The sequence below is a fragment of the Pseudomonas sp. SDO5271_S396 genome (assembly GCF_054071795.1).
This window is the reverse complement of the sequence record NZ_JBSVWB010000004.1, coordinates 187,754-213,320: the sequence shown is the minus strand read 5'-3', so window position 1 is coordinate 213,320 and position 25,567 is coordinate 187,754. Positions and strand designations below refer to the sequence as shown.

Sequence of the window (25,567 nt, the reverse complement as noted above, 5' to 3'; positions counted from 1 at the left end):
AAGCACGCTTAAAGGGCATGGCACACCGCCGATGTGGTTGCGTAGAGTTTGTCATTGTCAGGCTCAACCCCGGCATCGAGGTGCAGCAGACAAGCGGAGGAGTCCGGCAGCGACACCCGCAGTTTCTGTGGCTCACTGACGTCGCTGAGGAAAATCATGCCGTCCCCCACCACGCTGGTCAGAAAGCGTTTGTCGTCGCCAAACACCGAAGCGCCCTGAGGCAATGGCCGACCCTGGACATCCTTGACCTGGACCAACAGCCGACGCACCTTCAACACTTCGAAATTCACCGTGCTGACGGCCCCCCTGCCCACCTTGAGCACCCGGGTACCGTTCTTCAGGTCAACGCGCTTGGGTAACGACCGGGTCTGCACTTCGACACGGCTACTGGCATAGGCCGGCATGCCGGCGATCACCGCCTGCCCACGGTAGTCGGTCCATACCGGCCCCTGGGGCGTATCGACCCTGGCCGAGCCGATGTCGCCCACCGACACGATGCCGAACGTGTCCTGCACGGCATAGGGCGAAAACGTCACGCCACGTTCATGTGCCACCACCCCACCGCGCAGTTGCCCCGAATAGCTGGAGCCCTGAGCGTCCTGACTGACACCGAGGCCGACTTGGGTATACCGCGGCATCACATTCAGTTGCCCGCGCACCGACTGTTCCCGCGCGGTGATATCCCGCTCGGTGCCCACCTCATAATTCACGTAATCGTTGACCCGTTCACTGAGCGCCGTGCCCGCATTGAGCTGCCGGCCACGACGGCTTCCATAGCTGGTGACACGCCGGTCGTCGCCCAGAGGCACGCTGACCTGCAAGCGCAAGGAAAGACCGTCGTCCATAGCCGCATCCCGCCGTCGGTTGGCTGCAGCCGCCTCACGGCTTACACGCTTGCCGCCCACCTGGGAGTCGACGATCAACGCCACATCCACGCCACCGAACGACTGATTCCAGGAGGCGTAGACGTGCTCCGTAGATCGTCCGTCGAACTGGGCGCTGCGGGTGTAGCCCACAGAGAAACCGCCGATCGCGGGGTCGACCCAGCTCATGCCCGCCGTGTACTGGTTTTTAAAACGCGACGCCAGGTCGTCGACCTTGAGTGGCTGACCGGCTTCAAGCACCTCTCGATAGCCCCGGGTCTGGGTGGTTGCGCTCAAATTGACGTCTACGTTGGCGTAGACCGGGCTGCTCACGGACAACGTGTGGCGCCCCCCGGACACTGCGTTGCGGCTATCTCGCGAGAAGTTCTGGCGCGCGCCCACCGTCACCCGCTGAAAAAACACGCTGCCCAGGCTGCTGCCCGCCGCCCAATAGTCCTCGGCGCCCAGCAATCCCAGGCCCAGCGATGTGTTGCGCCCCAACCCCCAGGTGCCGCTGCCCATGGCGAACAGTGGCGTTTGACTCTGATCAGTGGAAACCTCCCGCACCTTGCCCGCCGACACGTAGTAACCGGGGGCGGCCGGCGCGGCGCCACTGAACGACGCCGCCGGCACGGTGAAGCTGCGCTTGGCCCCCCTCACGTCAATCACGCTCACCTCGAGGTCACTGGTGCCATTGAGCAGCGAAAGTCCGGTCAGCCTGAAGGGCCCTTCAGGCACCAGGGTGCTATGAATCAACACCCCGGCCTGGCGCACTTCGATCCGCGACTGACTCTGGGCCAGCCCTTCGACCACCACCGCGTTGTCGCCTACCGGGCCACGTGACTGCCCGTCCGGAGACAGTTGGAAACCCGAAAACTGCACCCCGCCAAACACCGGGCTGCCGCTGGAAAGCTGCCCCGCCTGAAAGGTCGACTGCAACACGGCCACATCCCGCTGGGCATAGGCATACAGGTGCTCGGTGCGGGACTGGCCGTTGTCGGATACATAGAACTGGCGACTGCGCACAATCCAGTCACCCAGGTTGAAACCGGCTTCGGTATACGCCGACATGAATCGGCTGGGGCCGCTTCTGGAACGGCTGTCAAAACCCAGCACATCGTAATTGAACAAGGCTGCCGAACCGCCCCTGGAAAAGTTGCCGGCGGCCCACTCCGGTTCACGCAACGATTGCGTGGGCACCACCAGTGCAACCTCGTCGGTGCCGGGACGCAACCTCACCATCGTCGTTGGGAAGGCACCCAGGAAGTCATGGCAGGCCTGCTCCGGCGCGGCCACCTCACGGATGACCCTCGCAGGTTTGACCAACCCGGCCTTCTCCAGTAACCCGGGGGTAAAACAGAGCTGCCCTTGTGCGTCGAATCGCGCATCCACCAGCCCCAGCGGATTGCCATTGACCCGCAACCCCACCACCTGGACGCCTTCGCGAAAACGCGCCGCGCTGCGAAAGTAGTCTGAAACCTTCGGATCTATGCCATGGGTGGTCAGGGCCGCCAGGTCGAAGCCCTCTCCCAACTCCAGTGCCGGCACGGGGCCAGGCAGACCGCACAGGGTCGCAAGCCCCACCAACAGCGTGGGCCGACGAGCAGCGGCACCGATCCCGGACGGACGTCTGGTCGTTGTCATAAGTCGATCAACCCTCGACGGCATTGACCGGCGCCCGGTAATGATCAACCGAAAATCCATAGACCGTGGCAGGCTGTATCTCGACCTCGTTCACGCCGTCCAGGCGCCCCTCGACTTTCGCCGTCAGGGTCTCACCCGGCAGGATGTAGGTACGCGGCAAGGTGGCCAGGTTCATTCGTGGAAGCAGTTGCACCTCCAGCGCCAGGCGCACCACATAAGCACTGTCGTTGTGGACGCGCAGATGCTCGCCCACGCGCTTCCACTGCAACAGCTCCCAGGGTGAAGCGTGCCGGGGCAGGCCCTGGGGGTGCAGGATAAGAGGCAGGTTCTGCCTCAGGGTGATACCGATGGTCGCACCGCCTGCCGCACGTGCCTGCGGAATCCCCTCAAAGGACACGCGTTTGAGGCGCTGGGTCTTGAGCGGCGCCTTCAGCGTACCGATGAAGCGGATCAACTGGGTCTCGCCCGGCTCCACACGGGAGACAGGCGGCGTGACGACCAGCAGGGGCTCCGGATCCTCCGGTACGTTCTCGACCACGGCGTGAAGCAGCGCAGGATTGGTATCGGTGTTCTGCACATTGAGAGTGGCTTCGCCTTCTTCCTCATAGAGCATGACCAACGTGGTTTCGGGTCGCATACCGTCCGCCAGCACCATCATTGAAAAACAAACACACACACTTGCACTTAACAGCCGTGCCTTGTTAGTTATTGAAAGACCACGCACTTGGTTTCCCCGCTGCTATTTAAGCGGATAGCAGATAATTAAAACGTCCACATAAAAACGGTCGACAAGAACGCATCGATCTATTTGCCGACCGTATCAAGTTACTTAGAGATAACTGAGTACCAGTGTGGCGCGACCATCAATGGACACGTCGCGACTCAAGTCCAGGTCCTGGGCTTTATTGATAACGGCCTTCACGGCGATAGTGCCGGTCATCAGGGCAATCGATGCCGGGGTGATCGCCGCACCGTTGCGCCACGAGTACTGGCTGGGCGCCTGGGCGACCTTGCCATCGCTGGTCTGCCAGGCGCCGGTGCCCACGCGCATGATGGGGTTGAGTACCACGCCCGAGGACCTCAAATCCTTGAGGGTGATCGAATAGCCGCCGGTACGACGGGTGCCCACAGTACCCAGGCCGTAGTTCTGGGCTTCGCTGAAGCCGGCGCCAAGAATCCCCGTGACCTTACTGCCCGCCTGCAAGTCGGTAAAGGCCAGGCCGAACTTGGCAGGTGTGGTGCCGCAATTGACACTCAGGGTAGTGCTTCGCTCTTCGCGGGGGTTGAATGCGGTTTGGGACAACTCACCGGAACGTATGACGCCATAATCGATGACACCGCTGCCTGCCAGGCTGAGGTTGCAGGAGGCGGGAGTGATCGTTCCCCGAACTACCAGCTGGGCACTGGTAGTGGCCTGTGCGCCCAGCGCGACAGCCAGGCAAGCGATACCGAGGGTCGATCCAATTAGTTTCTTCATAATTAACCTGTCACTGAAAGTTATCAGGCGCCTTTAATTATCATCCCGGAGTTTCCGAAACATAAATAAATAACACCACGGCATCATTGCCGAGTGACAGTCTGTCGCTTTGGCACTTCACTACAAAATCAGACAACACGTTAGTTGGCGTGGGAGCGGTAAAAATACACCGTCATCTGAACCCGGAGCGACAGTAGTCTTAAATAAAAAAATGAATAGAACAGTCGCCTAAAACCTGTAGGCCAAATCAGATTTGTCTTAACAACGGGGTACAGTTAAAGCCTCCTATAGCTCTGTCAGAAATCCCGACAAAAAGACCGAAAGACAACCTACATTTCCTACAGCAATCCCCTTCAGGCCGATTCAGAAAAATTCCCGAAGCACAACGCGTTGGCGTTGGCGGTCGATCGTGGCACGATGGCAAGGTTATCGACCGAGACCCCCAAACCATGCCGCAATCCCAAGCCAAGAATCTGTCCCTGATCGCCGCCATCGACCTGGGCTCCAACAGCTTTCACATGGTCGTGGCCAAGGCCCAGAACGGTGAGATCCGCATCCTTGAGCGGCTCGGCGAGAAAGTGCAACTGGCTGCTGGGATCGACGACGAGCGCCAGCTCAACGAAGAATCCATGCAACGCGGGCTCGATTGCCTCAAGCGTTTTGCCCAACTGATCAACGGCATGCCCTTGGGCGCCGTGCGAATCGTCGGCACCAACGCCCTGCGCGAAGCACGCAACCGCGGCGAATTCATCCGCCGCGCCGAAGAGATTCTGGGGCACCCGGTAGAAGTCATCTCCGGCCGTGAAGAAGCGCGCCTGATCTACCTCGGCGTGTCCCACACCCTGGCCGATACCCCCGGCAAACGCCTGGTGGCCGACATCGGCGGCGGCAGTACCGAATTCATCATCGGCCAGCGCTTCGAACCGCTATTGCGGGAAAGCCTGCAGATGGGCTGCGTCAGCTACACCCAGCGCTATTTCAAGGACGGCAAGATCACCCCGGCGCGTTACGCCCAGGCCTACACGGCGGCGCGGCTGGAGATCATGAGCATCGAACACGCGCTGCATCGCCTGACCTGGGATGAAGCGATCGGCTCATCCGGCACCATCCGCGCCATTGGCCTGGCACTCAAGGCCGGAGGTCACGGCGGTGGCGAAGTGAACGCCGAAGGCCTGGCCTGGCTCAAGCGCAAGCTGTTCAAGCTGGGCGATGCCGAGAAAATCGACTTCGAAGGCATCAAGCCCGACCGCCGTACTATTTTCCCGGCGGGCCTGGCGATCCTCGAAGCCATCTTCGACGCACTCGAGCTGCAACGCATGGACCACTGCGACGGCGCCCTGCGCGAAGGCGTGCTGTATGACCTGCTGGGCCGTCATCACCACGAAGACGTACGCGAGCGCACGCTCACGTCATTGATGGAGCGCTACCACGTCGACCTGGAACAGGCCGCCCGGGTCGAGCGCAAAGCCCTGCACGCCTTCGACCAGGTGGCCGAAGACTGGGAACTGGAAGACGGCGTATGGCGCGAGCTGCTGGGTTGGGCCGCCAAGGTGCATGAAGTGGGCCTGGACATCGCCCACTACCATTACCACAAGCATGGCGCCTACCTGATCGAGCACTCCGACCTGGCCGGTTTCTCCCGTGAAGACCAACAAATGCTCGCGCTGCTGGTGCGCGGCCATCGCCGTAACATCCCCAAGGACAAATTCGCGGAGTTCGGTGACGAAGGCATCAAGCTGATTCGCCTGTGCGTGCTGCTGCGCTTTGCGATCCTGTTCCACCATATCCGTGGCACCCAACAGATGCCCCAGGTGGCCCTGCGCGCCGACGGTGACAGCCTGGACGTGGTCTTCCCGACCGGCTGGCTGGATGAAAACCAGCTGACCCAGGCAGACTTTGCCCAGGAAGCCGAGTGGCTGACACGGGTGGGGTTCAGCCTGAACCTGCGGTAACGCGAGCCAGAGAACCCTGTAAAAACAAATGTGGGAGCGGGCTTGCCCGCGATGGCGGTGGATCAGTCAGCTGATGGGTTGACTGACACTCCCTCATCGCGGGCAAGCCCGCTCCCACATTGATTTGGGTGAACCTTGATTAGTTCACCGCCAGAATCGGGCTACCCAGCTTCTCCAGCAACGTCGCCTGCGCACTGCGCGGGTTCTGATTGCCGGTTGGCGTGTTGCGCACGTAGCGACCGTCAGACTGCAGGCTCCAGCTGTGCGTGTTATCGGTCAGATAACTTTCCAGCTCTTTCTTCACCCGCAGGATCAGTTTCTTGCCTTCCACCGGGAAGCAGGTCTCCACACGCTTGTCGAGGTTGCGCTCCATCCAGTCGGCGCTGGAGAGGAACATCTGCTCTTCGCCACCGTTGAGGAAGTAGAACACCCGCGTGTGCTCCAGGAAGCGACCGATGATCGAACGCACATGGATGTTGTGCGACACCCCGGCAATGCCTGGCCGCAGGCAGCACATGCCGCGCACCACCAGATCGATGCGCACGCCGGACTGGCTGGCCTTGTACAGCGCGCGGATGATCTTCGGATCGGTCAGCGAGTTGAACTTGGCGATGATGTGCGCCGGTTTCCCGTCGAGGGCGAACTGGGTCTCGCGGGCAATCATGTCGAGCATGCCCTTCTTGAGCGTGAACGGTGCGTGCAACAGCTTCTTCATGCGCAAGGTCTTGCCCATGCCGATCAACTGGCTGAACAACTTGCCGACGTCTTCGCACAGGGCATCGTCGGAGGTCAGCAGGCTGTAGTCGGTGTAGAGCTTGGCGTTGCCAGCATGGTAGTTGCCGGTACCCAGGTGGGCGTAACGTACGATCTCGCCGGCTTCACGGCGCAGGATCAGCATCATCTTGGCGTGGGTCTTGAAGCCGACCACACCGTAGATCACTACCGCGCCGGCCGCTTGCAGGCGGCTGGCCAGTTGCAGGTTCGACTCTTCGTCGAAGCGTGCACGCAGCTCGATCACCGCTGTGACTTCCTTGCCGTTACGCGCGGCATCGACCAGGGCATCGACGATTTCCGAGTTGGCGCCGGAACGGTACAGGGTCTGGCGTACGGCCAATACGTGCGGGTCCTTGGCAGCCTGGCGCAGCAGGTCGACCACCGGGGTGAAGGACTCGAATGGGTGCAGCAGCAGGATGTCCTGTTTGCTGACCACACTGAAAATGTTCTCGCTGTTCTGCAGCAGTTTCGGGATTTGCGGAGTGAACGGCTTGTATTGCAGCTCCGGGTGGCTGTCCAGACCGGTGATGCTGAACAGGCGCGTGAGGTTCACCGGGCCATTGACCTGGTACAGCTCGGTCTCGCCCAGGTTGAACTGCTTGAGCAGGTAATCCGACAAGTGTTTCGGGCAGGTGTCGGCCACTTCCAGGCGTACCGCGTCGCCATAACGCCGCGAGAACAGCTCACCGCGCAGCGCGCGGGCCAGGTCTTCGACGTCTTCGGAGTCCAGCGCCAGGTCGGCGTTACGGGTCAGGCGGAACTGGTAGCAGCCCTTGACCTTCATGCCCTGGAACAGATCGTCCGCATGGGCATGGATCATCGATGACAGGAATACATAGTTGTCGCCAGCCCCACCCACCTCTTCCGGTACCTTGATGATCCGTGGCAGCAAGCGTGGCGCCGGGATGATCGCCAGGCCGGAATCGCGACCGAAGGCGTCGATACCTTCCAGTTCCACGATGAAGTTCAGGCTCTTGTTCACCAGCAACGGGAACGGGTGCGTCGGGTCGAGGCCGATCGGCGTGATGATCGGCGCGATTTCGTCGCGGAAGTAGCGACGTACCCAGGTCTTGATCTTGGTGGTCCAGTGGCGACGACGGATAAAGCGAACCTGATGTTTTTCCAGCTCCGGCAGCAGGATGTCGTTGAGGATCGCGTACTGGCGGTCCACCTGGCCATGTACCAGCTCGCTGATGCGCGCCAGGGCCTGGTGCGGTTGCAGGCCGTCGGCGCCAGCCTGTTCACGGGCAAAGGTGATCTGCTTCTTGAGGCCGGCCACGCGGATCTCGAAGAACTCGTCCAGGTTGCTGGAGAAGATCAGCAGGAACTTCAACCGCTCCAGCAACGGGTAGGACTCATCCAGCGCCTGTTCCAGCACGCGGATGTTGAATTGCAGTTGTGACAGCTCGCGGTGGATGTACAGGCTGCTGTCATCCAGGTTGGTCACCGCGATCACGGGAGCCGGCGCAGGTGGCTCGGTCACCGCGACAGGCGGTGCCGGCTCCAGTTCCGGCGGGGTCTCGGTGACTTGTTCAACCACCGGGTGAGCGTCTTTTACGGCAACTTCGGAGAGTCCTTCGGTATTCATCGAGTGTTCCTGTGAGGGCTATTGTTGCTCTCTAAGCAATTGGGCGGCACGGACGGCAAAATAAGTCAGGATGCCATCAGCCCCGGCACGTTTAAAGGCAGTCAGGGATTCAAGGATCACCCCTTCACTCAACCATCCATTCTGTATTGCGGCCATGTGCATGGCGTATTCGCCGCTGACCTGATAAACGAAGGTCGGCACCTTGAATTCCTCTTTGACCCGGTAAAGGATGTCCAGGTACGGCATCCCGGGCTTGACCATCACCATGTCGGCGCCTTCAGCCAGATCGGCCGCTACTTCATGCAGGGCTTCCTGGCCGTTGGCCGGGTCCATCTGGTACGAGGCCTTGTTGGCCTTGCCCAGGTTCAGGGCCGAACCGACCGCATCGCGGAACGGGCCGTAATAGGCGCTGGCGTACTTGGCCGAGTAGGCCATGATGCGCACGTTGACGTGGCCGGCCAGCTCCAGGGCTTCGCGAATCGCCTGGACGCGACCGTCCATCATGTCCGACGGCGCGACCACCTGGGCACCCGCGTCGGCGTGGGACAAGGCCTGCTTGACCAGTGCATCGACGGTGATGTCGTTCTGAACATAGCCGTCTTCGTCGAGAATGCCATCCTGGCCGTGGGTGGTGAACGGGTCCAGCGCCACGTCGGTGATCACCCCCAGCTCCGGGAAACGCGCACGCAAGGCACGAGTGGCGCGCTGGGCGATCCCTTCCGGGTTCCAGGCTTCGGCAGCGTCGAAGGACTTGAGTTCAGGCGGCGTGTACGGGAACAACGCTAGCGCCGGAATCCCCAGCTCGACCCATTTAGCCGCCTCTTCAAGCAGCAGATCGATGGTCAAGCGCTCCACACCCGGCATCGAGGCCACGGCTTCCCGGCGGTTTTCACCGTCCAGTACAAAGACCGGCAGGATCAGATCGTTCGTCGTCAGAACGTTTTCACGCACCAGACGGCGAGAAAAATCATCACGACGATTGCGACGCAGGCGGGTGGCAGGGAACAGGCGATTGGCAGGGGTAAAGCTCACGACAGACTCCTGAGCCCGCATTTACGGGCGAGCGTTGCAGTTATAAGCGGCCATTATGACGAAGGAATTACAGTTGTGCTTACCGATGCGACCTGTAGTCGCATTCGTCGTTTATGTAGGAATTGTTCACTTCGTGACACATCTCGATACTTTCATGAATGTTCGCGAAGGCGTAGGCTGCGCGTTCATTTCGCCAGCACCCAGACCATGCTTCAACAATTTCTGCATGACTTCGGCTACTTTGCGCTCTTCCTGGGCACCTTCTTCGAAGGCGAGACCATCCTGGTTCTCGCAGGCTTCCTGGCGTTCCGTGGGTACATGGATATCAACCTGGTGGTGGTCGTTGCCTTCTTCGGCAGCTATGCCGGCGACCAGCTCTGGTATTTCCTGGGACGCAAGCATGGCCGCAAACTGTTGGCGCGCAAGCCGCGCTGGCAGTTGATGGGTGATCGGGCACTGGAGCATATCCGCAAGCACCCGGATATCTGGGTACTGAGCTTCCGCTTCGTCTATGGGTTACGCACGGTGATGCCCGTGGCGATTGGCCTGTCAGGCTACCCGCCGGCGCGCTACCTGATCCTCAACGGTATCGGCGCGGCCATCTGGGCAGCGGCGCTGGGTGCGGCGGCCTACCATTTCGGCGCGGTGCTTGAAGGCATGCTGGGCAGCATCAAGCGGTACGAGCTGTGGGTGCTCGGCGCGCTGTTGGTGCTGGGCTTTGGCCTGTGGCTGCGCCGCCGGCTGAAGAACGCCCGTATCGCGCGCCAGGCCTGCGCTGACGCAAAAGCCCGGCTGGACGCAGTGCCCGCCCCCACTGATACGCCTAAGACGCCAGTCGAGTAAGGCGCCCCCGGCAACAGTAGAGGCCGATTATGCTGAGCAGACTGTAACTGGCCACCCCCAGCCAGCCCAACGGGCTGGCTGGCCAGAGCCCGACCAGCGGCGCCAGCCACACCAGCGGCACATTCAGCAGCAGCCGCATCAGCTCGGCCTTCAACGCCCACGGGCGATTCTCCAGGGCCACGCCCAGCACGAACAGCCCCAGCGCCATGACGCTCCACCCCAGCATCAACGCCGCCGTAGGCAACCCCTCGCCGAAATTCATCAGGTAACTGCCCAACCCCACGTACACCGCAAATTGCAGGGCGATATACACCTGCTGGCGCGCATCCAGCGGCACGTCGAACTTGCGGAACTGGCTCAGGTCCGGCTTGGCCAGCGGATACCTGGCCTTCACGTCGGCCGGGCGCCAGCCGGTGCGCATGAACCAGATGCGCACCTTGTCCCACCGGCTTTCGGTACGTCGCGCGTCACTCCACAACTGTGCATAAAACTGCAGGTTGGCCCACAGCGGGTTCCAACTGGCCAGTGGTGTGGTCACACCGAAAACCACCGGTTCGTTGTCGTCTTCTTCCTGGAAGGTGCCGAACAGCCGGTCCCAAAGAATGAACACCCCGCCGTAATTGCGATCCATGTAGAGAGCGTTCTGTGCATGGTGGGCCCGATGGTTGGACGGCGTGACGAAGAACCACTCGTACCAGCCGAGCTTCGGTACATGGCGGGTGTGCACCCAGAATTGATACAGCAAATTAAGCGAAGCCACGCTGATAAACACCACCAGCGGTACGCCCAATACGGCCAGCGGCAAGTAGAAGATCCAGCTCAGCAGAAAGCCGGTACTGGTCTGGCGCAAGGCGGTGCTGAGGTTGTAGTCCTCACTCTGGTGATGCACCGAATGGGCGGCCCACAGGATATTGCGTTCGTGGCCCATGCGATGCAGCCAGTAGTAACAGAAATCGTAGAAGACAAAGGCGAACACCCAGGTCCAGACGCTCTGGGCAGACAGCTCGATCAGCGCCAGGTGCTTGAGGGCAAAGGCATAGGTCAGCAGCCCCACGCCCTTGGTCAACAGCCCTGTGGTGGTGGACAGCACGCCGGTGCTGAGGCTGTTGATGGCGTCTGCCACCCGGTAGTTGCGCTCGCCGCGCCAACGGTCGGCCAGCAGCTCCACCACGATCAAGGCAATGAAAAACGGAACCGCGTAAGGCACGAAGTCCATGGTCTGGTCCGGTCTGTTTTTGTTACATCTAGATTAGGTCTAGCCGGGCGCGATCCCATTGGCAACAGGTGACAAATTAGTAGACATTTAACGCCAGACCCCAGGAGAAATGCCCATGAGCAAAAAGATTGCAGTGATCCTTTCCGGCTGTGGCGTATACGACGGCGCAGAGATCCACGAAAGCGTGATCACCCTGCTGCGCCTGGACCAGCGCGGCGCTCAGGTCCAATGCTTTGCCCCGAACATCGCCCAATTGCATGTGATCGACCACCTCACCGGTGAAGAGATGCCCGAGTCGCGCAATGTGCTGGTGGAGTCGGCCCGTATCGCCCGAGGTGATGTAAAAGACCTTCGCGAGGCCGACGCCAGCGACTTCGATGCGCTGATCGTGCCAGGCGGTTTCGGCGCGGCCAAGAACCTGTCGAATTTCGCCGTCGAAGGCGCTGGTTGCAGTGTCAACCCACAGCTATTGGAACTGGCCGAGGCGTTCGCCGAAGCCGGCAAACCCGTTGGATTGATCTGCATCTCGCCGGCCCTGGCCGCGAAGATCTACGGCCCGGGCGTGACCTGCACCATCGGCAACTGCGCCGACACGGCAGCGGCCCTCGACAAGATGGGGGCCACCCACCAGGAATGCGCGGTGGACGATATCGTCGAAGACAAGGCGCGCAAACTGGTGAGCACCCCGGCCTACATGCTCGGCAAGCGCATCAGCGAAGTGGCGTCAGGCATCAACAAACTCGTGGACCGGGTGCTGGAGCTGACCCACGAAAACGACTGACTCAGCCCAAACACGATCAATGCAGGAGCGGGCTTGCCCGCTCCACACTTAAGCTGTGACGCGGCGCTTCTCGGCCAAACGGCTGCGGCCATACAGCACCACAATCGCCAGGATCGCCACCGCCTGTGCACCCAATGAATAAGCGTCGGCGTGGATGCCCAGCCAATCAAAGTCAAAGAACGCCACTGGCCGCGTGCCGAAGATCCCCGCCTCTTGCAGCGCCTTCACGCCATGCCCGGCAAACACCACCGACAGCGCGCACAGCAGTGCCGCGTTGATGCCGAAGAACAGTGCCAGCGGCAGCTTCGCCGAACCGCGCAGGATCACCCAGGCCAGGCCCACCAACAGCACCAGCGCCGTGGCACCACCCGCCAGCACCGCGTTGTGCCCGGCCGGACCCGCTTGCAGCCACAGGGTTTCGTAGAACAGGATCACCTCAAACAGCTCGCGGTAAACCGAGAAGAACGCCAGCATCGCAAAGCCGAAACGCCCGCCACCGCCCACCAGGCTGCTCTTGATGTAGTCCTGCCAGGCAGCCGCATGGCGACGGTCGTGCATCCAGACACCGAGCCACAGCACCATCACACTGGCGAACAACGCCGTGCAGCCTTCGAGCAATTCGCGCTGGGCGCCGCTGACGTCAATCACATAGGCCGCCAGTGCCCAGGTCGCCAAACCGGCCAACAGCGCCAGGCCCCAGCCGGCGTTGACGCTGCGCACGGCCGATTGCTGGCCGGTGTTACGCAGGAACGCAAGGATCGCGGCCAAGACCAGAATGGCTTCCAGGCCTTCACGCAGCAAAATCAGCAAACCGGAGATGTAGCTCAGCGACCAGCTCAAGCCGTCGCTGCCCAGCAACCCGGCAGACTCGGTGAGCTTGCCTTTGGCCACGTCCAGGCGCTGCTGCACCTGTTCCACCGGCAACCCGTCCTGCAACGACTGCCGATAGGCCATCAGGGCCTTCTCGGTGTCCTTGCGCACGTTGGCGTCGACGTTATCCAGGGAACTCTCCACCAGCTCGAAGCCTTCGAGATAAGCAGCCACCGACAGGTCATACGCCTGTTCGTGATCGCCGTTGCGGAAAGCGGCGAGGCTCTTGTCCAGGGTGGTGGCGGTGTAGTCGAGCAACTGCGCCGGACCCCGCTTGACCTGCGGCGGTTGCGCACGCTGGGCGCGGAAGGTTGCGGCTGCGGCCGGACCGCTGGCCGCCAGCACTTCGTTGGGTGTCTGGCGAGCCAGGTCCGCCAGATTGAACGGCTGCTCGCTCTGCGCCGCCGCAGGGTCGGCGGTGAAACTGGCGATGTAAGTGGCCAGGTCCCAGCGCTGGCGGTCATCCAATTGGTCGGCGAAGGCCGGCATATCGGTGCCTTCAACGCCCAGGCCGAGGGTGTTGTAGATCGCGTAGAGGCTCAGGCGATCCAGGCGCACGGCATCGCGCAGGTTGGCCGGCGGCGGTGTCATGCCCACACCGGCAGGCCCGTCACCGGCACCGGTTGCGCCATGGCAAACCGAACAATGCTGCGCATACAACGGCGCGCCGCGGGTAGGGTCAGGCGTGATGGCCGGGGCCTGGCTCACCTCATAGGCCACCGCCAGTTGCGCGCCCAGCTGGCGAGCCTGACGGGCGACGGTTGCCCCTTCTTCATGGGCGCTGACCGCTGCCAGCAGTTCGTCGACGCCTTTTACCAGCCCCGCACGCTCCGGGCGCTCGGGCAACTGCGCCACCAGGCCTTGCAGCACCCCGAGAAACTCCACTTGTTCGCGGTATTCGGAGTCGTCGACCACCTTGCCCGCCTCCACCGTGGGCGGGTAGTCGGCGCCAATATAGTCCAGCAAATGCAGGGCTTGCGGGGCGCCCTCGGCGGTCGCGGCCAGCAAGTTGAAGCTGCACGACATCAGCGCCGGCAACATCAGCCAGGCGAGAAAACGAAAGGGGGCAGTCATGAATGAATCTCAAAGGGAAATACGAAGTAACACATTGTTGAGCCTTAACGGATTTGACTCAAGGCGTAAGTGATGAGGTGTTTGGAGGGAGGGGTATTTTTCGCGCAGGTGGGTGGGGCTGTTGGGCCCCACCCGGTTTTCGGCGGGCTTTACGCGGTGGCGCGGTGCAGGCTGGCGAGGAAGCCCGCCGCACCGACGAACAAGCCGGCAAATGTACGGTTCATGCGTTTTTGCTGTTTGGGTGTACGCAGCAGACGCAGAACTTTCGAGGCCAGCCCGGTGTAGCCGGCCATCACGATCATGTCGACGCAGATCATGGTCACACCCAGGATCAGGTACTGGATCAGCAACGGCGCGTGCGGGTCCACGAACTGCGGCAGTACCGCCAGCATGAACACCAGGGCCTTGGGATTGCTGGCATTGACCAGGAAGCCACGGAACATCATCGCCATCGGCTTGCCGATCGGGCGCACGGCGGCGTCGTCGGCCATGTCCATGGGCAAGGCACGCCATTGCTTGATGGCCAGGTACACCAGGTATGCCACGCCAAACCATTTGATCGCGTAGAACGCAGTCGATGATGCCGCCAGAATCGCGCCCAGCCCGCCGGCCACCACGGCAATCTGCATGGCCAGGCCCAGTTGCAGGCCGATCGCGTTCCAGTAGCCCCGCAGGAAACCGTACTGCAGGCCGCTGGACATCGAGGCGATGGCGCCTGCGCCGGGAGAAAGGGAGATGACCCAACTGGCCACGAAAAAGGCCAGCCATGTATCGAGTGCCATTACACACCTCAGAAGGGAGTTTGCCGTTGAGCCTTAAGCTAACTCCGCCGACCGAAGGCTGGCTATAGATTTTTACAAGATGTGAATGCTAGCGGTCGCCCGGAAACACGTGCGTTCCTGGCCAGCGCCGCACCGAACGCTGGAAGAACAGGCTGTTGGGCACCTGCACCATCGCGCTGTCGGTGCCGGCCTCTGCCACTTCGATCAGCGTGGTGTAGAGCAGGTTGATCGCCACGACCCGGCCCTTCACACCCGGTTTGTCGACGGTGTCCACCAGCTCGACAATGTCACCGAGCCGGAACGGCCCGACCGTGAAGATCAGGATGGCGCACAGCAGGTTGGACAACACCGACCACATGGCGAAGAACGCCACCGCCGCCACGGCAACGAAGCCCGACAGCGCGGTCCACAGCACCGTGGCGGATACGCCCAAGCGGCCCAACACGAAAATCAACGCACTGCCCATGATCAGCCAGCGCAAACCGCCGCGCAGGGGCATCAGCAACTGTGGCGGCAGCGGGTAGCGCTCGCCCAGGCGCGTCAGGCCTTTGGCGACAAAACGCTGGGCCAGGTAACCGGCCAGCAGGATCAGCAGAATTTGCACGCCGATCCATACAGGCTCGACCCACTGTGCCGGCAACGGCAGCTGCAACGCCTCCATCAGGACAGCGCCTCCAGCTCAGCTTGCAGGGTTTCCAGCAACTCGAGGGCCTCCATCCAGGCTTCCTCCAACTGGCCTTCGCGCACCTTGAGCCTGGCTTGTTCAGCCAACAGGTCGCGCAATTCATCCTTGCGGGACGCTTCGTACACAGCGCTGTCGCCCAGGCTGGTTTCGATACTGGCCAGGCGCGCGTGCACCTTGCCCAGCTCGGCCTCGAGCTTGTCGGCTTCGCGCTTGTGCGGCGCCAACTGCTGTCGCAGTGCAGCGGCAGCCTGGCGCTGGGCCTTCTTGTCGGTCTTGTCCGGGTTGACCGGCGTGTTGCTGACCGGCGCATTGCGCACGCGGTAGTCGGTCAGCCAACGCGCGTAGTCATCCAGATCGCCGTCGAACTCTTCGACCTTGCCATCCGCCACCAGCAGGAAATTGTCCGTGGTGCTCTTGAGCAGGTGACGATCGTGAGACACCACTAACACCGCACCGCTGAACTCTTGCAAGGCCATGGTCAGCGCCAGGCGCATTTCCAGGTCCAGGTGGTTGGTCGGTTCGTCGAGCAGCAGCAGGTTCGGACGGTCCCAGGCAATCAATGCCAGGGCCAGGCGGGCTTTCTCGCCGCCGGAAAAATTAAGCACCGGCTCATCGATACGCGCCCCCCGGAAGTCGAAACCACCGAGGAAGTCGCGCAAGGTCTGCTCGCGCTCGGTCGGCGCCAGGCGCTGCAAGTGCAGCAACGGGCTGGCCTTGGAGTCGAGGGAGTCCAGTTGATGCTGGGCGAAATAACCCACCACCGTGTTCTCGCCACGGGTCATGCGGCCGGACAGCGGCGAAAGCTCTCCCGACAGGTTCTTGATCAGCGTCGACTTGCCCGCGCCGTTGGGTCCGAGCAAACCAATGCGCGCACCCGGCGTGAGTTGCAGCTTGACCTTCTCCAGGATGGTTTTTTCGCCATACCCCAGGCGTGCGTCCGAAAGGTCCAGCAACGGGCTGGAGATCTTTACCGATTCGCGGAACACGAAGTCGAACGGCGAGTCGACATGGGCCGCCGACAACTCCTCCATGCGCTCCAACGCCTTGATGCGGCTCTGGGCCTGACGGGCCTTGGTGGCCTGGGCCTTGAAGCGGGCGATATAGCTTTCCATGTGCGCACGCTGCGCCTGCTGCTTCTCGTAGGCCTGTTGCTGCTGGGCCAGGCGTTCGGCACGGGCACGTTCGAACGCAGTGTAACCGCCACGGTAGAGGGTGATTTTCTGCTGTTCGACGTGGGCAATGTTGTCGACCACTGCGTCGAGGAAATCCCGGTCGTGGGAAATCAGCAGCAAGGTGCCCTGATAGCTCTTGAGGAAGTCTTCCAGCCACAGGATCGCATCGAGGTCCAGGTGGTTGGTCGGTTCGTCGAGCAACAGCAGGTCCGAAGGGCACATCAGCGCCTGAGCCAGGTTCAGGCGCATGCGCCAGCCGCCGGAGAAGTCGGCGACCGGGCGGTCCATCTGCTCGTTGGTGAAGCCAAGGCCGGCAAGCATCTTGCGCGCGCGCGCATCGGCGGTGTAGCCGTCGGCACTGTCGAGTTCCGCGTGCAGCCGCGCCAGGGCGGCGCCGTCCTGGGCATTCTCGGCCTCGGCCAGAGCGTGTTGTACCTGGCGCAGGTGCCGGTCGCCATCGAGTACGTAGTCGATGGCGATGCGGTCCAGGGTGTCGATCTCCTGGCGCATATGGGCGATGCGCCAGTCAGCCGGCAGCAGGCAGTCCCCGGAGTCCGGGGTCAGCTCGCCCAGCAACAGGGCGAACAAGGTGGATTTGCCGGCGCCGTTGGCACCGATCAGGCCGGCTTTGTGACCGGCGTGCAGGGTCAGCTCGGCACCTTCGAGAAGGCGTTGCGGGCCACGCTGTAATGTTAGGCTTTGAAGTCGGATCATAATGGCGGCGGAGTCTACCAGCTTCGTTGGCCGCTGGCTTGGGTGTGAATATGTGCGCTGACCTGTGGAGCTTTGCCCTTTCGACCTACACCCGCCCAGGGTGCGAAGCCGCCTGTCTGCAATGGCAGGCACAGGGCGCCGATGTCTGTCTTCTGCTGTGTGGCGCATGGCTGGAGCAGCGCAGGGTAGCGACAACACCAGAGCGCATACAGGCGCTGGAACAGATCGCCGGGCCTTGGCAAGCACACGTGATTGAGCCGTTGCGACAACTGCGCAAGCAATGGCGTGCCGAGGCGCAGCAAGATGAACAACTGGCGGCGTTACGGGAAGGGGTTAAAGCCCTGGAACTGGATGCCGAACGGCAATTGCTGGAACGATTGGAAGCGCTGGCGCTGGACTGGCCGACCGCAGAGCAGGATCAACCGCAGTGGCTTGAAGGGCTGACGACGCAAGTCGCCAACCTTGATCACGACGCGCTGCAGCAGCTGCGCGCCGTGATCACCGGCACTTAGGAAGCGCTGGTTGGTGTGGTGCTGGAGGCTGCCGGTGCAGGCGTGCTGCTGGCCGGAGCAGTTGGAACGGTGGAAGCTGCCGGAGTAGCGGAAGCGACCGGAGCGGCTGGCTTGGCCGGTGCTGGTTTTACAGCAGCAGGTTTGGCGGCTGGCTTGGCAGCGGGTTTCGCAGCAGCAGGTTTAGCCGCTGGCTTGGCAGCTGGTTTTGCAGCAGCAGGTTTAGCCGCTGGCTTGGCAGCAGGTTTCGCAGCAGCAGGTTTAGCCACTGGCTTGGCGGCTGGTTTCGCAGCAGCAGGTTTAGCCGCTGGCTTGGCAGCGGGTTTCGCAGCAGCAGGTTTAGCCGCTGGCTTGGCGGCTGGTTTCGCAGCAGCAGGTTTAGCCGCTGGCTTGGCAGCTGGTTTTGCAGCAGCAGGTTTAGCCGCTGGCTTGGCAGCAGGTTTCGCAGCAGCAGGTTTAGCCACTGGCTTGGCGGCTGGTTTTGCAGCAGCAGATTTAGCCGCTGGCTTGGCAGCGGGTTTTGCAGCAGCGGTTTTAGCGGCTGGCTTGGCAGCGGGTTTCGCAGCAGCGGTTTTAGCGGCTGGCTTGGCAGCGGGTTTTGCAGCAGCGGTTTTGGCGGCTGGCTTGGCAGCGGGTTTTGCAGCAGCAGGTTTGGCGGCTGGCTTAGCGGCTGGCTTTTTCGCTGCGCTGGCGGCCACTGCTTTCGCCGGTGCGCGAGCGCTCAGTACCTTGGCTGCAGCTTCCTTCACACGACCAACGCCCTGGGCCAGTTTCAGGCTTTCCTGGGCATCTTTTTTGAGTTGGGAAATGTAGGTGCGGGTTTCGGCTTGGCGGCCCTTCAGGGCGTCCAGCAGATCCTCAAGTTCTTTGACAGCGTCTTTAGCTTTGGCTTGTGCCTTGGCTTTGCCGGCGCTGGCGGCGTCTTGCAGTTTGGTGCGGGACTTGTGCAGCTTCTCTTGCGCTTTACCGCGTTGTTTTTCCAGTTTGGCGAGCAATTTTTCTGCATCGGCCAAGGCTTGGGAACACGCGTTTTCCAGATGTTCGAGCAGGCTGCCCGAAAGTTGTTGGAGTAAGTGCAACGGGGTATTAACAGGCTTCTGTTTGGCCGACATGGTTTACCTCCTGGCTGACGTGGGTGCGGCTCATACTAGCCCTCTGCTCTTACCGCCGCTAGGGCATGTTGACAGTATCGTTTGCCTTGCGTTGCACCGTACGAAAATTCTTATCGATATAACGAAAATCTGCGGCACTTTTTACCCATTCACGCTGGCATAATCCGTCGCACTTTCGGCGGGAGAATGCCCATGTCGCGTTACCTTTTTCTCGTGCTCGGCCTGGCTGTTTCCATGGCCAATGCAGGCGAACAATCAACACCCAAACCCCCTGACCAGGATCAGCACGACCTCGCCTACAGCCTGGGCGCAAGCCTGGGTGAGCGCCTGCGCCAGGAGGTTCCCGACCTGCAGATCCAGGCGCTGGTCGACGGCCTCAAGCAAGCCTATCAAGGCAAGCCATTAGCCCTGGACAACGCACGCATCGAACAGATTCTTGCCCGTCACGAAGCACAAAATGAACAAGACGCACAGGCCCCTCATAGTGAAAAGGCACTCGCGGCCGAGCAACAATTTCTCACCAAAGAAAAAGCGCTGAAAGGCGTGCGCGAATTGGCCGATGGGATTCTGCTCACCGAACTGACACCCGGCACCGGCAACAAGCCGGCGGCCAGCGATCAGGTTCAGGTGAAATACGTGGGGCGTCTTCCCGATGGCAGTGTGTTTGACCAGAGCACACAGCCCCAATGGTTTCGCCTGGACAGTGTGATCAGTGGCTGGAGCAGTGCGTTGCAGCAGATGCCGGTGGGGGCGAAATGGCGCCTGGTGATTCCATCGGCCCAGGCTTATGGTGCCGACGGCGCCGGCGAGTTGATTCCACCCTATACGCCATTGATATTCGAGATCGAATTGCTCGGCACGCGTTCCTGAGGCAATAAAAAACGGCGCGCCATGCGCACCGTTTTTTGTATATCGCTATCGAGGATCAAGCCTGGGTAGCGGACTCTTCCTTGTGCGCGTTGTGCAGCACTTCGATCAGGCAGTCTTCAAGCTCGAAACGCTCGTGAAGCAGACCACCCAGCTCTTTGAATTTTTCAGCGACGCACTTGCCTTCATCGCACAGGTCGTTGAAGGCCAGCAGTTTCTCGGTAATCACATCGATGCGCGGGTAAATCGTTTCGGCCAACTCCAGACCACGCTGATCATCAAAGGCTTCGGCCTCTTTGGTCAGTTGCTCATAGACACCAAAATGGCCGGCTGACACGTAGTCCACCAACACACCGCAAAAATCCGTTAAAGGCTCACGGCTATCCGCCAGTGCCTCGGGCTTGGCGCCGAGAGCATCAAAGGCCCGAACCAGTTCGTGACGTGCCTTCAACCAGCTGTCGATCAGCTTGTGCACCCCACCCCAGCGTTCCTGAGCATTCTGACAACTTTCCAGCATGATGATCTCTCTTCCCTATAGGGGCGCTGCCGCCGATGCCCGCGCAACACTTCAAGGATAAAGCGTCAGCCGGACAAGGCCGCATCTGACAAACGGTTTCGATAACACGTGCGGGCCAGATTATGCCCGCATGACTATGGCTTCAAGGTACGCAGGAGAGAAAGTTCATACAAGTGTTTAATCCCCTCCTACACCTCGCGCCCTGCATTCAGGGCCTCATCAGGGGCAATCGTTGACCGAGCAGCAGCCGTGAAAACTGCATCCCCCCCAGCACCAGCATGGCCACGAAGAACAGCAGGCTCCATTCGGGCAGGCTCAGGTCGAACAACGTCCAATTGATTTCCACGCAGTCAACGGTGCCTTTGACCGTCAATTGCAGCGCTTGCCACAACGACAGGTTTTCAATCATGTAATGCAGGCTGGGCCAGCAGTCCCCTGCCTGATCGGCTGCCGCGTTTTGCAACAGCACCTGGCGCACGGCGGTAATCGCTCCGAACAGCGCACACATCATACTCGCCAGCCCGTAAAGGTAGGCGGTGGAGCGCTTGGGGTTATGAAGTGCGGCGACCAGATTGGTCAGCGTAAAGGCAGCCAACAGAGCCCGTTGCAACTGGCACAGGAAGCACGGCCGCAACGACGCACCGAACTCAAGGTAGAAGGAGGCACCCAAGGTCAGCGTACCCGCCAGGAACGCCAGGAAAAACAAGGAGCGTGAAGGGGCCAAAGACATGCTTTATCCGCACCGCGAAAGATAGGTCGCTACGGTAGAGGAAAGGCCGGACCGCTTTCAATACGCACCAGACCAGACTATTCCGCGAGAACGTCAGGATATCCCGTCAGAACGCGGACGACTTTACGGGAGCCTTCGTAGGAATTTACTGCAAACCCCATTAAACCCGGCATTCAGGCCGATCAAGAGGGCTGACGATCAGAATCATCTGAGCCAACCCTCGACACCTTCCTACTTCAGACGCGGGCAGGTACGGGCAGGGGCGATGCCAGCAGGCGGTTATCCAACAGACCCAGGCCCTCCTGGAACAACTGGTTGCTACGCTCAGTGTCCCCCATCTGGGCCAACAAACGCGCCAACTCTGCGCAGGCTTCAGGGTTGCGCTGCACCTGTAGGCTGCTTTCCAGGTAATCCCGCGCTTTGCCCCAGAGACTGTTCTGCAGGCACAAACGGCCCAGGGTCAGCAGCAAGCTGGCGTCGCCCGGATGATCTTTCAGCCAGCCTTCGGCGAACTTCAATTGCTTGGCTGAATCACTGCCACGCAATAGACCGTACAACCGGATCAGATGGCTGTCGTAGCCGCGCTTGATAGCGCCGCGCAGCACTTCCTCGGCCTTGGCTTCGGCGCCCAACTGACGCAGTTGTTCGGCGTAGGCCAGCACCAATTGCGGCTCTTGACGCTGGGCCGAGGTCAGTTGCTGCCAGGCCCGCTCCAAGGACTGCAAACCCGCCTCGCCCTGCTCTTCGCGCTGGGCTGCCAATGTGAGGTTTTCACCCCAGGCACGGCGCTCGAGCTCAGCCAGTTCGGACGCCGGCAAGACCTTGTCCTTGCGCAACTCCGGCATCAGCCGGATCACCGACGACCAGTCACTCCGCTGCTGGTGCAAGCGCTGTAACTGACGCAACACCTGGGCATTATGAGGATGGCGTTCGTGCATGGCCGACAGGGTGGTCAAGGCACCATCCGTGTCGCCACGGTCCAGTTGCAATTGCGCATGGCTCAACGCAACCGCCAGCTCTGCCTGGGGCTGACGCTCCAGCGCCCGCTCCAGCAAGCCGTCGGACTCTTCATACCGCCCCTGCTCGTTGGCGGCGCGCGCGGCGCCGAGGTAGTAGAGCAACGGTTGACGCTCGGCCTCTGCGGCGCGATGCAGGTGGCGTTCGGCGCTGGCCCAACGCCCTTCGGCGAGGTCCATCTGGCCTTGCTCGATCGCGATCTGTACGCGGCGGCTGCGGTTACGCCGCGACCAGGGGTTGACCACGCCACCGGAGGTGGTCACCAGGCCCAGCAGGACACGCAGCAGATAAACCGCCAGCCCGACCACGAATACCGCCACCAGCGAAGCCCACAGGCTCGACTCGTAATGCAGTACGTGGGGATAGGTAATCAGCACGTAGCCGGTGTGTTTCGAAATACCCACCGCCAGGGCCAGGGCGATTGCAATGGCCAGGACCAGGATCACATAGAAACGCTTCATCGGCTCTACTCCTGAGTCGCTGGCGCGCCTGCTGCCGCCTTGGCTTCACTGGCGGACAGATGACGACGGTCAAGGTAAGCCTGCACGGCGGCAAGACTCGCGGCCAGGTCCGGCGTCACCACCGAGACAGCCTTGGGCTCAAGCTCGGCGATCCGCGCCAGCATCGCCTTGCTTTGCGGGTTGTCCTGGTTGAAGTTGTCCTGCAAGACACTGCGTGCCTCACCCAGCGAGCGGCTGTATACCGCTGTCTCGCCATTGAGCGCGGCCCATTGCGCCTGCTCAAGCGCAAGGCTCAGGGCCAGGCGTACCTGATTCAGACCTTGACCTGCCAGCAGCGGGCGAATGTTGTCATCGGGGTTGAAGTCGATGCGGAAGTAGCGGGAAATCTGTTCCCACCACTGGCTCCAGCGGTTTTCCGTATCGGTGGTTGGCCGGCCCTCTGAAGCCGGTTCAGTCAATTGATACTCCGGTGCAATGGCCGCCAGTTGCACGACCTGATCACGCAACGCCGCCAATTGCAGGTACAGCCCGGTACGGTCCGGCTGCTCGGTGCTGCGCAACGCCACCAGGCTCTTGGCCAATTGCTCGCGGGCAGCGTATGCACCCGGATCGCTCTGCTCACGAAGGATCTCATCGGCACCCTGCACCAGCGCCTGGGCACTGTTGATGTCTTGCAGGGCAGACAAACGCAGGCTCGCCAGGCGGATCAGGTGTTCGGCTTCGGCCAGTCGCCAGTCCTGGCGACTGGCGCCGAGAACGGTCTCCAGGCGCTGGCTCAGGCGCTGCTGATCACCCTGCAACTGGGCGACCAGACGGCGGCGCTCTTCCAGCTCATCCGCACCCGGCAGTTGCGCCAGGCGGGCCGCCAGTTGCAACTGGCTTTGCTTCAGGGTCTGGGCCTGATCGTCCAGGGTCTGCACCTGGCCCGACTGCTGCTGGCTGTTCGCTTGCAGGGCACGGACCTGCCAGAGCCCCCATCCGCCGGCAGCAACGCCGGCAGCGCCGAGCAACAGGGCAACGATTGCCAGGCCATTGCCACGGCGTGGCGCAGTGACCGGTGTCTCGACCGGCACTTCGAGCGCCGGCTGAGCTTCATCTTTAGGCAAGGCTGTTTCGCTCACGTATCCGTCCTTTGCGTATCAGAGAGTGGGCGCGGTATGACTCCGCAGCGCCACTAACAACGCCGCGGCACTCGCACCACGACAATCCACAACTTTTTCGGCGCCGGCAGCCCGCGCCATCTCGAAGACTCGCGGGCTGGGCACGAACAGCGGCAGTTGCGCCACCTGTGGCCAATCAGAACCCGCCAGGGCCTGCAAGTGCAAGAAACCCTGCCCACTGCTGACCACCAGGCCGTTCAAGCGTTCCAACTGGATGCGCTGCGTCAGCACGCCAAAGGCGTAGGCCGGCAAAAAGCGCCGGTACAACTCCAGGTAGTCGACACTAGCACCTCTGTCGCGCAAACGCTCCGCCAGCAACTCGCGGCCACCCTCGCCGCGCAGGATCAACACCCGCGCGCCAGGCCGTGCGACAGCCTCGCGCAACGCCGGCAATTCAAGCAAAGCCTCGCTGTCGTCGCCAGTCTGGGGATAGTGAACATCGAGCCCATGCCCGGCCAATACCTGGCCAGTGGCGGCACCGACGCTGAACCACGGCAACCCCGACCAGATGCGGTCCAACCGGCGCACGGCCAGACGCGCAGCGGGCTTGCTGACCACGATCACAGCGCAGTAACGCCCCAGATCGCGAAAAATCGCCTGTTGCTCCGGCGTGACCGGTAGAGGCTCTGTCTCCAACAGGGGCAGGCTGCTGCTGAAAATACCGGCGTCGGACAACGACGCCGCCAGGGCAATCGACTCCTCGGCTGGCCGCGTCAGCAGCACGCGCCATTGGCTCACTGCGGACCGGCCTCGCCATACACTTTTTGCAGAATGGCGCCGGCGCCTTTTGCCAGCAACGCTTCGGCAACCTGAATTCCCAGGGCCGTGGCATTACGCTGCGGGCCACGGATTTCAGCGGTCAGCAACGTACCACCCTCAGGGTCTCCCACGAGGCCGCGCAACCAGAGATTGTCTCCCTCAAGCACCGCGTAACAGGCAATCGGCACCTGGCAACCACCGTTAAGGTGCTTGTTCAACGCACGCTCGGCGGTGACACGCACTTCGGTGTCATGGTGATCAAGGGGTTTGAGCAAGGCGTGGATCTCGGTGTCGGCGGTGCGGCATTCGATGCCGACTGCGCCCTGCCCACCGGCAGGCAGGCTGTCTTCGACACTGATGGCCGAGGTGATGCGGTCTGCGAAACCCAGGCGAATCAGGCCGGCCGCAGCCAGAATGATCGCGTCGTACTCGCCGGCATCCAGCTTGGCCAGACGGGTGTTGACGTTGCCACGCAGGAAGCGGATCTGCAGGTCCGGGCGACGGGTCAGCAGCTGTGCCTGGCGGCGCAGGCTCGACGTGCCAACGATACTGCCCGGCGGCAAGTCATCCAGGGACCCATGGCTGTTGGAAACAAAGGCATCACGCGGATCTTCACGCTCGCAGATGCAAAACAGGCCCAGGCCTTCAGGGAAGTCCATGGGCACATCTTTCATCGAATGCACGGCGATATCCGCTTCGTTTTCCAACAGGGCGGTTTCCAGCTCCTTGACGAACAACCCTTTGCCGCCGATCTTCGAGAGCGGCGAGTCCAGCAGCTTGTCGCCACGACTGACCATGGGCACCAGGGACACCTTGAGCCCCGGGTGAGCCTGCTCCAGGCGGGCTTTGACGTATTCGGCCTGCCACAAGGCCAGGGCGCTTTTACGGGTGGCAATGCGGATTTCGCGAGAGGACATGGATCGATCCGTACTGAATAGATACGGCGGATAATAACAGCTCAGGCAAAC

Annotated in this window: 22 protein-coding genes; 5 read left to right on the top strand and 17 right to left on the bottom strand. The window is 61.7% G+C overall.

Features of this window, described 5'->3' with window-relative positions:
• Positions 1-8 precede the first annotated feature (8 nt).
• The 3 genes from ACW9IN_RS05445 to ACW9IN_RS05435 form a co-directional block, all read right to left on the bottom strand.
• Positions 9-2,507, bottom strand: a complete 2,499-nt coding sequence (locus ACW9IN_RS05445; protein ID WP_457364905.1) for a fimbria/pilus outer membrane usher protein — start codon at positions 2,505-2,507, stop codon at positions 9-11.
• A 7-nt stretch (positions 2,508-2,514) separates the two neighbouring features.
• The gene (locus ACW9IN_RS05440; RefSeq protein ID WP_457364933.1) at positions 2,515-3,216 is read right to left on the bottom strand and encodes a fimbria/pilus chaperone family protein; all 702 of its coding nucleotides are present in this window, start codon (positions 3,214-3,216) and stop codon (positions 2,515-2,517) included.
• A gap of 120 nt (positions 3,217-3,336) precedes the next feature.
• Entirely contained in the window at positions 3,337-3,984 is a 648-nt protein-coding gene (locus tag ACW9IN_RS05435) for a DUF1120 domain-containing protein (RefSeq protein ID WP_457364904.1), read from the bottom strand.
• 449 nt (positions 3,985-4,433) lie between these two features.
• Between ACW9IN_RS05435 and ppx the strand changes: the two genes are divergently transcribed.
• A complete protein-coding gene (gene ppx, locus ACW9IN_RS05430; RefSeq protein ID WP_457364903.1) occupies positions 4,434-5,936 on the top strand; it encodes an exopolyphosphatase in 1,503 nt (500 codons plus the stop codon).
• Between the two features lie 139 nt (positions 5,937-6,075).
• Here ppx and ppk1 read toward each other — a convergent pair whose 3' ends face one another.
• Entirely contained in the window at positions 6,076-8,298 is a 2,223-nt protein-coding gene (gene ppk1, locus ACW9IN_RS05425; RefSeq protein WP_457364902.1) for a polyphosphate kinase 1, read from the bottom strand.
• A gap of 18 nt (positions 8,299-8,316) precedes the next feature.
• Positions 8,317-9,330 (bottom strand): porphobilinogen synthase, encoded by a 1,014-nt coding sequence (gene hemB, locus ACW9IN_RS05420; RefSeq protein WP_457364901.1) that lies wholly within the window; start codon positions 9,328-9,330, stop codon positions 8,317-8,319.
• Between the two features lie 207 nt (positions 9,331-9,537).
• On the opposite strand from hemB, the gene ACW9IN_RS05415 reads away from it, so the two are divergent.
• A complete protein-coding gene (locus tag ACW9IN_RS05415) occupies positions 9,538-10,173 on the top strand; it encodes a DedA family protein (RefSeq protein WP_457364900.1) in 636 nt (211 codons plus the stop codon).
• Here ACW9IN_RS05415 and ACW9IN_RS05410 read toward each other — a convergent pair.
• Positions 10,154-11,389: a sterol desaturase family protein gene (locus ACW9IN_RS05410; RefSeq protein WP_457364899.1), complete on the bottom strand. Its 1,236-nt coding sequence runs from the start codon at positions 11,387-11,389 to the stop codon at positions 10,154-10,156. The two genes, ACW9IN_RS05415 and ACW9IN_RS05410, sit on opposite strands and share 20 nt — an antisense overlap.
• Before the next feature lie 115 nt (positions 11,390-11,504).
• Here ACW9IN_RS05410 and elbB point away from each other — a divergent pair, with 115 nt between their 5' ends.
• Positions 11,505-12,170: an isoprenoid biosynthesis glyoxalase ElbB gene (gene elbB, locus ACW9IN_RS05405; protein ID WP_457364898.1), complete on the top strand. Its 666-nt coding sequence runs from the start codon at positions 11,505-11,507 to the stop codon at positions 12,168-12,170.
• 48 nt (positions 12,171-12,218) lie between these two features.
• Here the strand turns inward: elbB and ACW9IN_RS05400 are convergent, their stop codons facing one another.
• The 4 genes from ACW9IN_RS05400 to ACW9IN_RS05385 all read right to left on the bottom strand — a co-directional run bounded on the left by ACW9IN_RS05400 (position 12,219) and on the right by ACW9IN_RS05385 (position 17,467).
• Positions 12,219-14,114 carry an FTR1 family protein gene (locus ACW9IN_RS05400; protein ID WP_457364897.1) on the bottom strand — a complete coding sequence of 632 codons (1,896 nt, stop codon included), beginning with the start codon at positions 14,112-14,114 and terminating at the stop codon, positions 12,219-12,221.
• A gap of 149 nt (positions 14,115-14,263) precedes the next feature.
• On the bottom strand, positions 14,264-14,896 hold the full coding sequence (locus ACW9IN_RS05395; protein ID WP_457364896.1) for a LysE family transporter: 633 nt from the start codon (positions 14,894-14,896) through the stop codon (positions 14,264-14,266).
• 88 nt (positions 14,897-14,984) lie between these two features.
• Positions 14,985-15,557 (bottom strand): mechanosensitive ion channel family protein, encoded by a 573-nt coding sequence (locus ACW9IN_RS05390; protein WP_348058798.1) that lies wholly within the window; start codon positions 15,555-15,557, stop codon positions 14,985-14,987.
• Positions 15,557-17,467, bottom strand: coding sequence for an ATP-binding cassette domain-containing protein (locus ACW9IN_RS05385; RefSeq protein ID WP_457364895.1), 1,911 nt, complete (start codon positions 17,465-17,467; stop codon positions 15,557-15,559). The genes ACW9IN_RS05390 and ACW9IN_RS05385 overlap by 1 nt, the downstream gene beginning before the upstream one ends.
• 50 nt (positions 17,468-17,517) lie before the next feature.
• On the opposite strand from ACW9IN_RS05385, the gene ACW9IN_RS05380 reads away from it, so the two are divergent.
• A complete protein-coding gene (locus ACW9IN_RS05380) occupies positions 17,518-17,979 on the top strand; it encodes a TIGR02444 family protein (protein ID WP_457364894.1) in 462 nt (153 codons plus the stop codon).
• On the opposite strand, the gene ACW9IN_RS05375 is transcribed toward ACW9IN_RS05380, so the two are convergent.
• Positions 17,976-19,088, bottom strand: coding sequence for an AlgP family protein (locus tag ACW9IN_RS05375; RefSeq protein WP_457364893.1), 1,113 nt, complete (start codon positions 19,086-19,088; stop codon positions 17,976-17,978). The genes ACW9IN_RS05380 and ACW9IN_RS05375 overlap by 4 nt on opposite strands.
• A 192-nt stretch (positions 19,089-19,280) precedes the next feature.
• Here ACW9IN_RS05375 and ACW9IN_RS05370 point away from each other — a divergent pair, with 192 nt between their 5' ends.
• Positions 19,281-19,958, top strand: a complete 678-nt coding sequence (locus ACW9IN_RS05370; protein ID WP_457364892.1) for an FKBP-type peptidyl-prolyl cis-trans isomerase — start codon at positions 19,281-19,283, stop codon at positions 19,956-19,958.
• 55 nt (positions 19,959-20,013) lie between these two features.
• Here the strand turns inward: ACW9IN_RS05370 and rsd are convergent, their stop codons facing one another.
• The 6 genes from rsd to hemC form a co-directional block, all read right to left on the bottom strand.
• Entirely contained in the window at positions 20,014-20,472 is a 459-nt protein-coding gene (rsd, locus tag ACW9IN_RS05365; RefSeq protein WP_457364891.1) for a sigma D regulator, read from the bottom strand.
• 208 nt (positions 20,473-20,680) lie between these two features.
• A complete protein-coding gene (locus ACW9IN_RS05360) occupies positions 20,681-21,202 on the bottom strand; it encodes a disulfide bond formation protein B (RefSeq protein ID WP_457364890.1) in 522 nt (173 codons plus the stop codon).
• Positions 21,203-21,438: 236 nt separating this feature from the next.
• Positions 21,439-22,680: a heme biosynthesis HemY N-terminal domain-containing protein gene (locus ACW9IN_RS05355; RefSeq protein ID WP_457364889.1), complete on the bottom strand. Its 1,242-nt coding sequence runs from the start codon at positions 22,678-22,680 to the stop codon at positions 21,439-21,441.
• A gap of 5 nt (positions 22,681-22,685) precedes the next feature.
• Positions 22,686-23,801: a uroporphyrinogen-III C-methyltransferase gene (locus ACW9IN_RS05350; protein WP_457364888.1), complete on the bottom strand. Its 1,116-nt coding sequence runs from the start codon at positions 23,799-23,801 to the stop codon at positions 22,686-22,688.
• An 18-nt stretch (positions 23,802-23,819) separates the two neighbouring features.
• Positions 23,820-24,578, bottom strand: coding sequence for a uroporphyrinogen-III synthase (locus ACW9IN_RS05345; RefSeq protein ID WP_457364887.1), 759 nt, complete (start codon positions 24,576-24,578; stop codon positions 23,820-23,822).
• Entirely contained in the window at positions 24,575-25,516 is a 942-nt protein-coding gene (hemC, locus tag ACW9IN_RS05340) for a hydroxymethylbilane synthase (protein WP_457364886.1), read from the bottom strand. The genes ACW9IN_RS05345 and hemC overlap by 4 nt, the downstream gene beginning before the upstream one ends.
• Positions 25,517-25,567 lie beyond the last annotated feature (51 nt).

Excerpts from the sequence above, each read along its gene's own strand:
- ACW9IN_RS05445 (WP_457364905.1), bottom strand. The coding sequence starts at position 2,507 with ATGACAACGACCAGACGTCCGTCCGGGATCGGTGCCGCTGCTCGTCGG.
- ACW9IN_RS05435 (WP_457364904.1), bottom strand. The coding sequence starts at position 3,984 with ATGAAGAAACTAATTGGATCGACCCTCGGTATCGCTTGCCTGGCTGTC.
- ppx (WP_457364903.1), top strand. The coding sequence starts at position 4,434 with ATGCCGCAATCCCAAGCCAAGAATCTGTCCCTGATCGCCGCCATCGAC.
- ppk1 (WP_457364902.1), bottom strand. The coding sequence starts at position 8,298 with ATGAATACCGAAGGACTCTCCGAAGTTGCCGTAAAAGACGCTCACCCG.
- ACW9IN_RS05415 (WP_457364900.1), top strand. The coding sequence starts at position 9,538 with ATGCTTCAACAATTTCTGCATGACTTCGGCTACTTTGCGCTCTTCCTG.
- ACW9IN_RS05410 (WP_457364899.1), bottom strand. The coding sequence starts at position 11,389 with ATGGACTTCGTGCCTTACGCGGTTCCGTTTTTCATTGCCTTGATCGTG.
- elbB (WP_457364898.1), top strand. The coding sequence starts at position 11,505 with ATGAGCAAAAAGATTGCAGTGATCCTTTCCGGCTGTGGCGTATACGAC.
- ACW9IN_RS05400 (WP_457364897.1), bottom strand. The coding sequence starts at position 14,114 with ATGACTGCCCCCTTTCGTTTTCTCGCCTGGCTGATGTTGCCGGCGCTG.
- ACW9IN_RS05395 (WP_457364896.1), bottom strand. The coding sequence starts at position 14,896 with ATGGCACTCGATACATGGCTGGCCTTTTTCGTGGCCAGTTGGGTCATC.
- ACW9IN_RS05390 (WP_348058798.1), bottom strand. The coding sequence starts at position 15,557 with ATGGAGGCGTTGCAGCTGCCGTTGCCGGCACAGTGGGTCGAGCCTGTA.
- ACW9IN_RS05385 (WP_457364895.1), bottom strand. The coding sequence starts at position 17,467 with ATGATCCGACTTCAAAGCCTAACATTACAGCGTGGCCCGCAACGCCTT.
- ACW9IN_RS05380 (WP_457364894.1), top strand. The coding sequence starts at position 17,518 with ATGTGCGCTGACCTGTGGAGCTTTGCCCTTTCGACCTACACCCGCCCA.
- ACW9IN_RS05375 (WP_457364893.1), bottom strand. The coding sequence starts at position 19,088 with ATGTCGGCCAAACAGAAGCCTGTTAATACCCCGTTGCACTTACTCCAA.
- ACW9IN_RS05370 (WP_457364892.1), top strand. The coding sequence starts at position 19,281 with ATGTCGCGTTACCTTTTTCTCGTGCTCGGCCTGGCTGTTTCCATGGCC.
- rsd (WP_457364891.1), bottom strand. The coding sequence starts at position 20,472 with ATGCTGGAAAGTTGTCAGAATGCTCAGGAACGCTGGGGTGGGGTGCAC.
- ACW9IN_RS05360 (WP_457364890.1), bottom strand. The coding sequence starts at position 21,202 with ATGTCTTTGGCCCCTTCACGCTCCTTGTTTTTCCTGGCGTTCCTGGCG.
- ACW9IN_RS05355 (WP_457364889.1), bottom strand. The coding sequence starts at position 22,680 with ATGAAGCGTTTCTATGTGATCCTGGTCCTGGCCATTGCAATCGCCCTG.
- hemC (WP_457364886.1), bottom strand. The coding sequence starts at position 25,516 with ATGTCCTCTCGCGAAATCCGCATTGCCACCCGTAAAAGCGCCCTGGCC.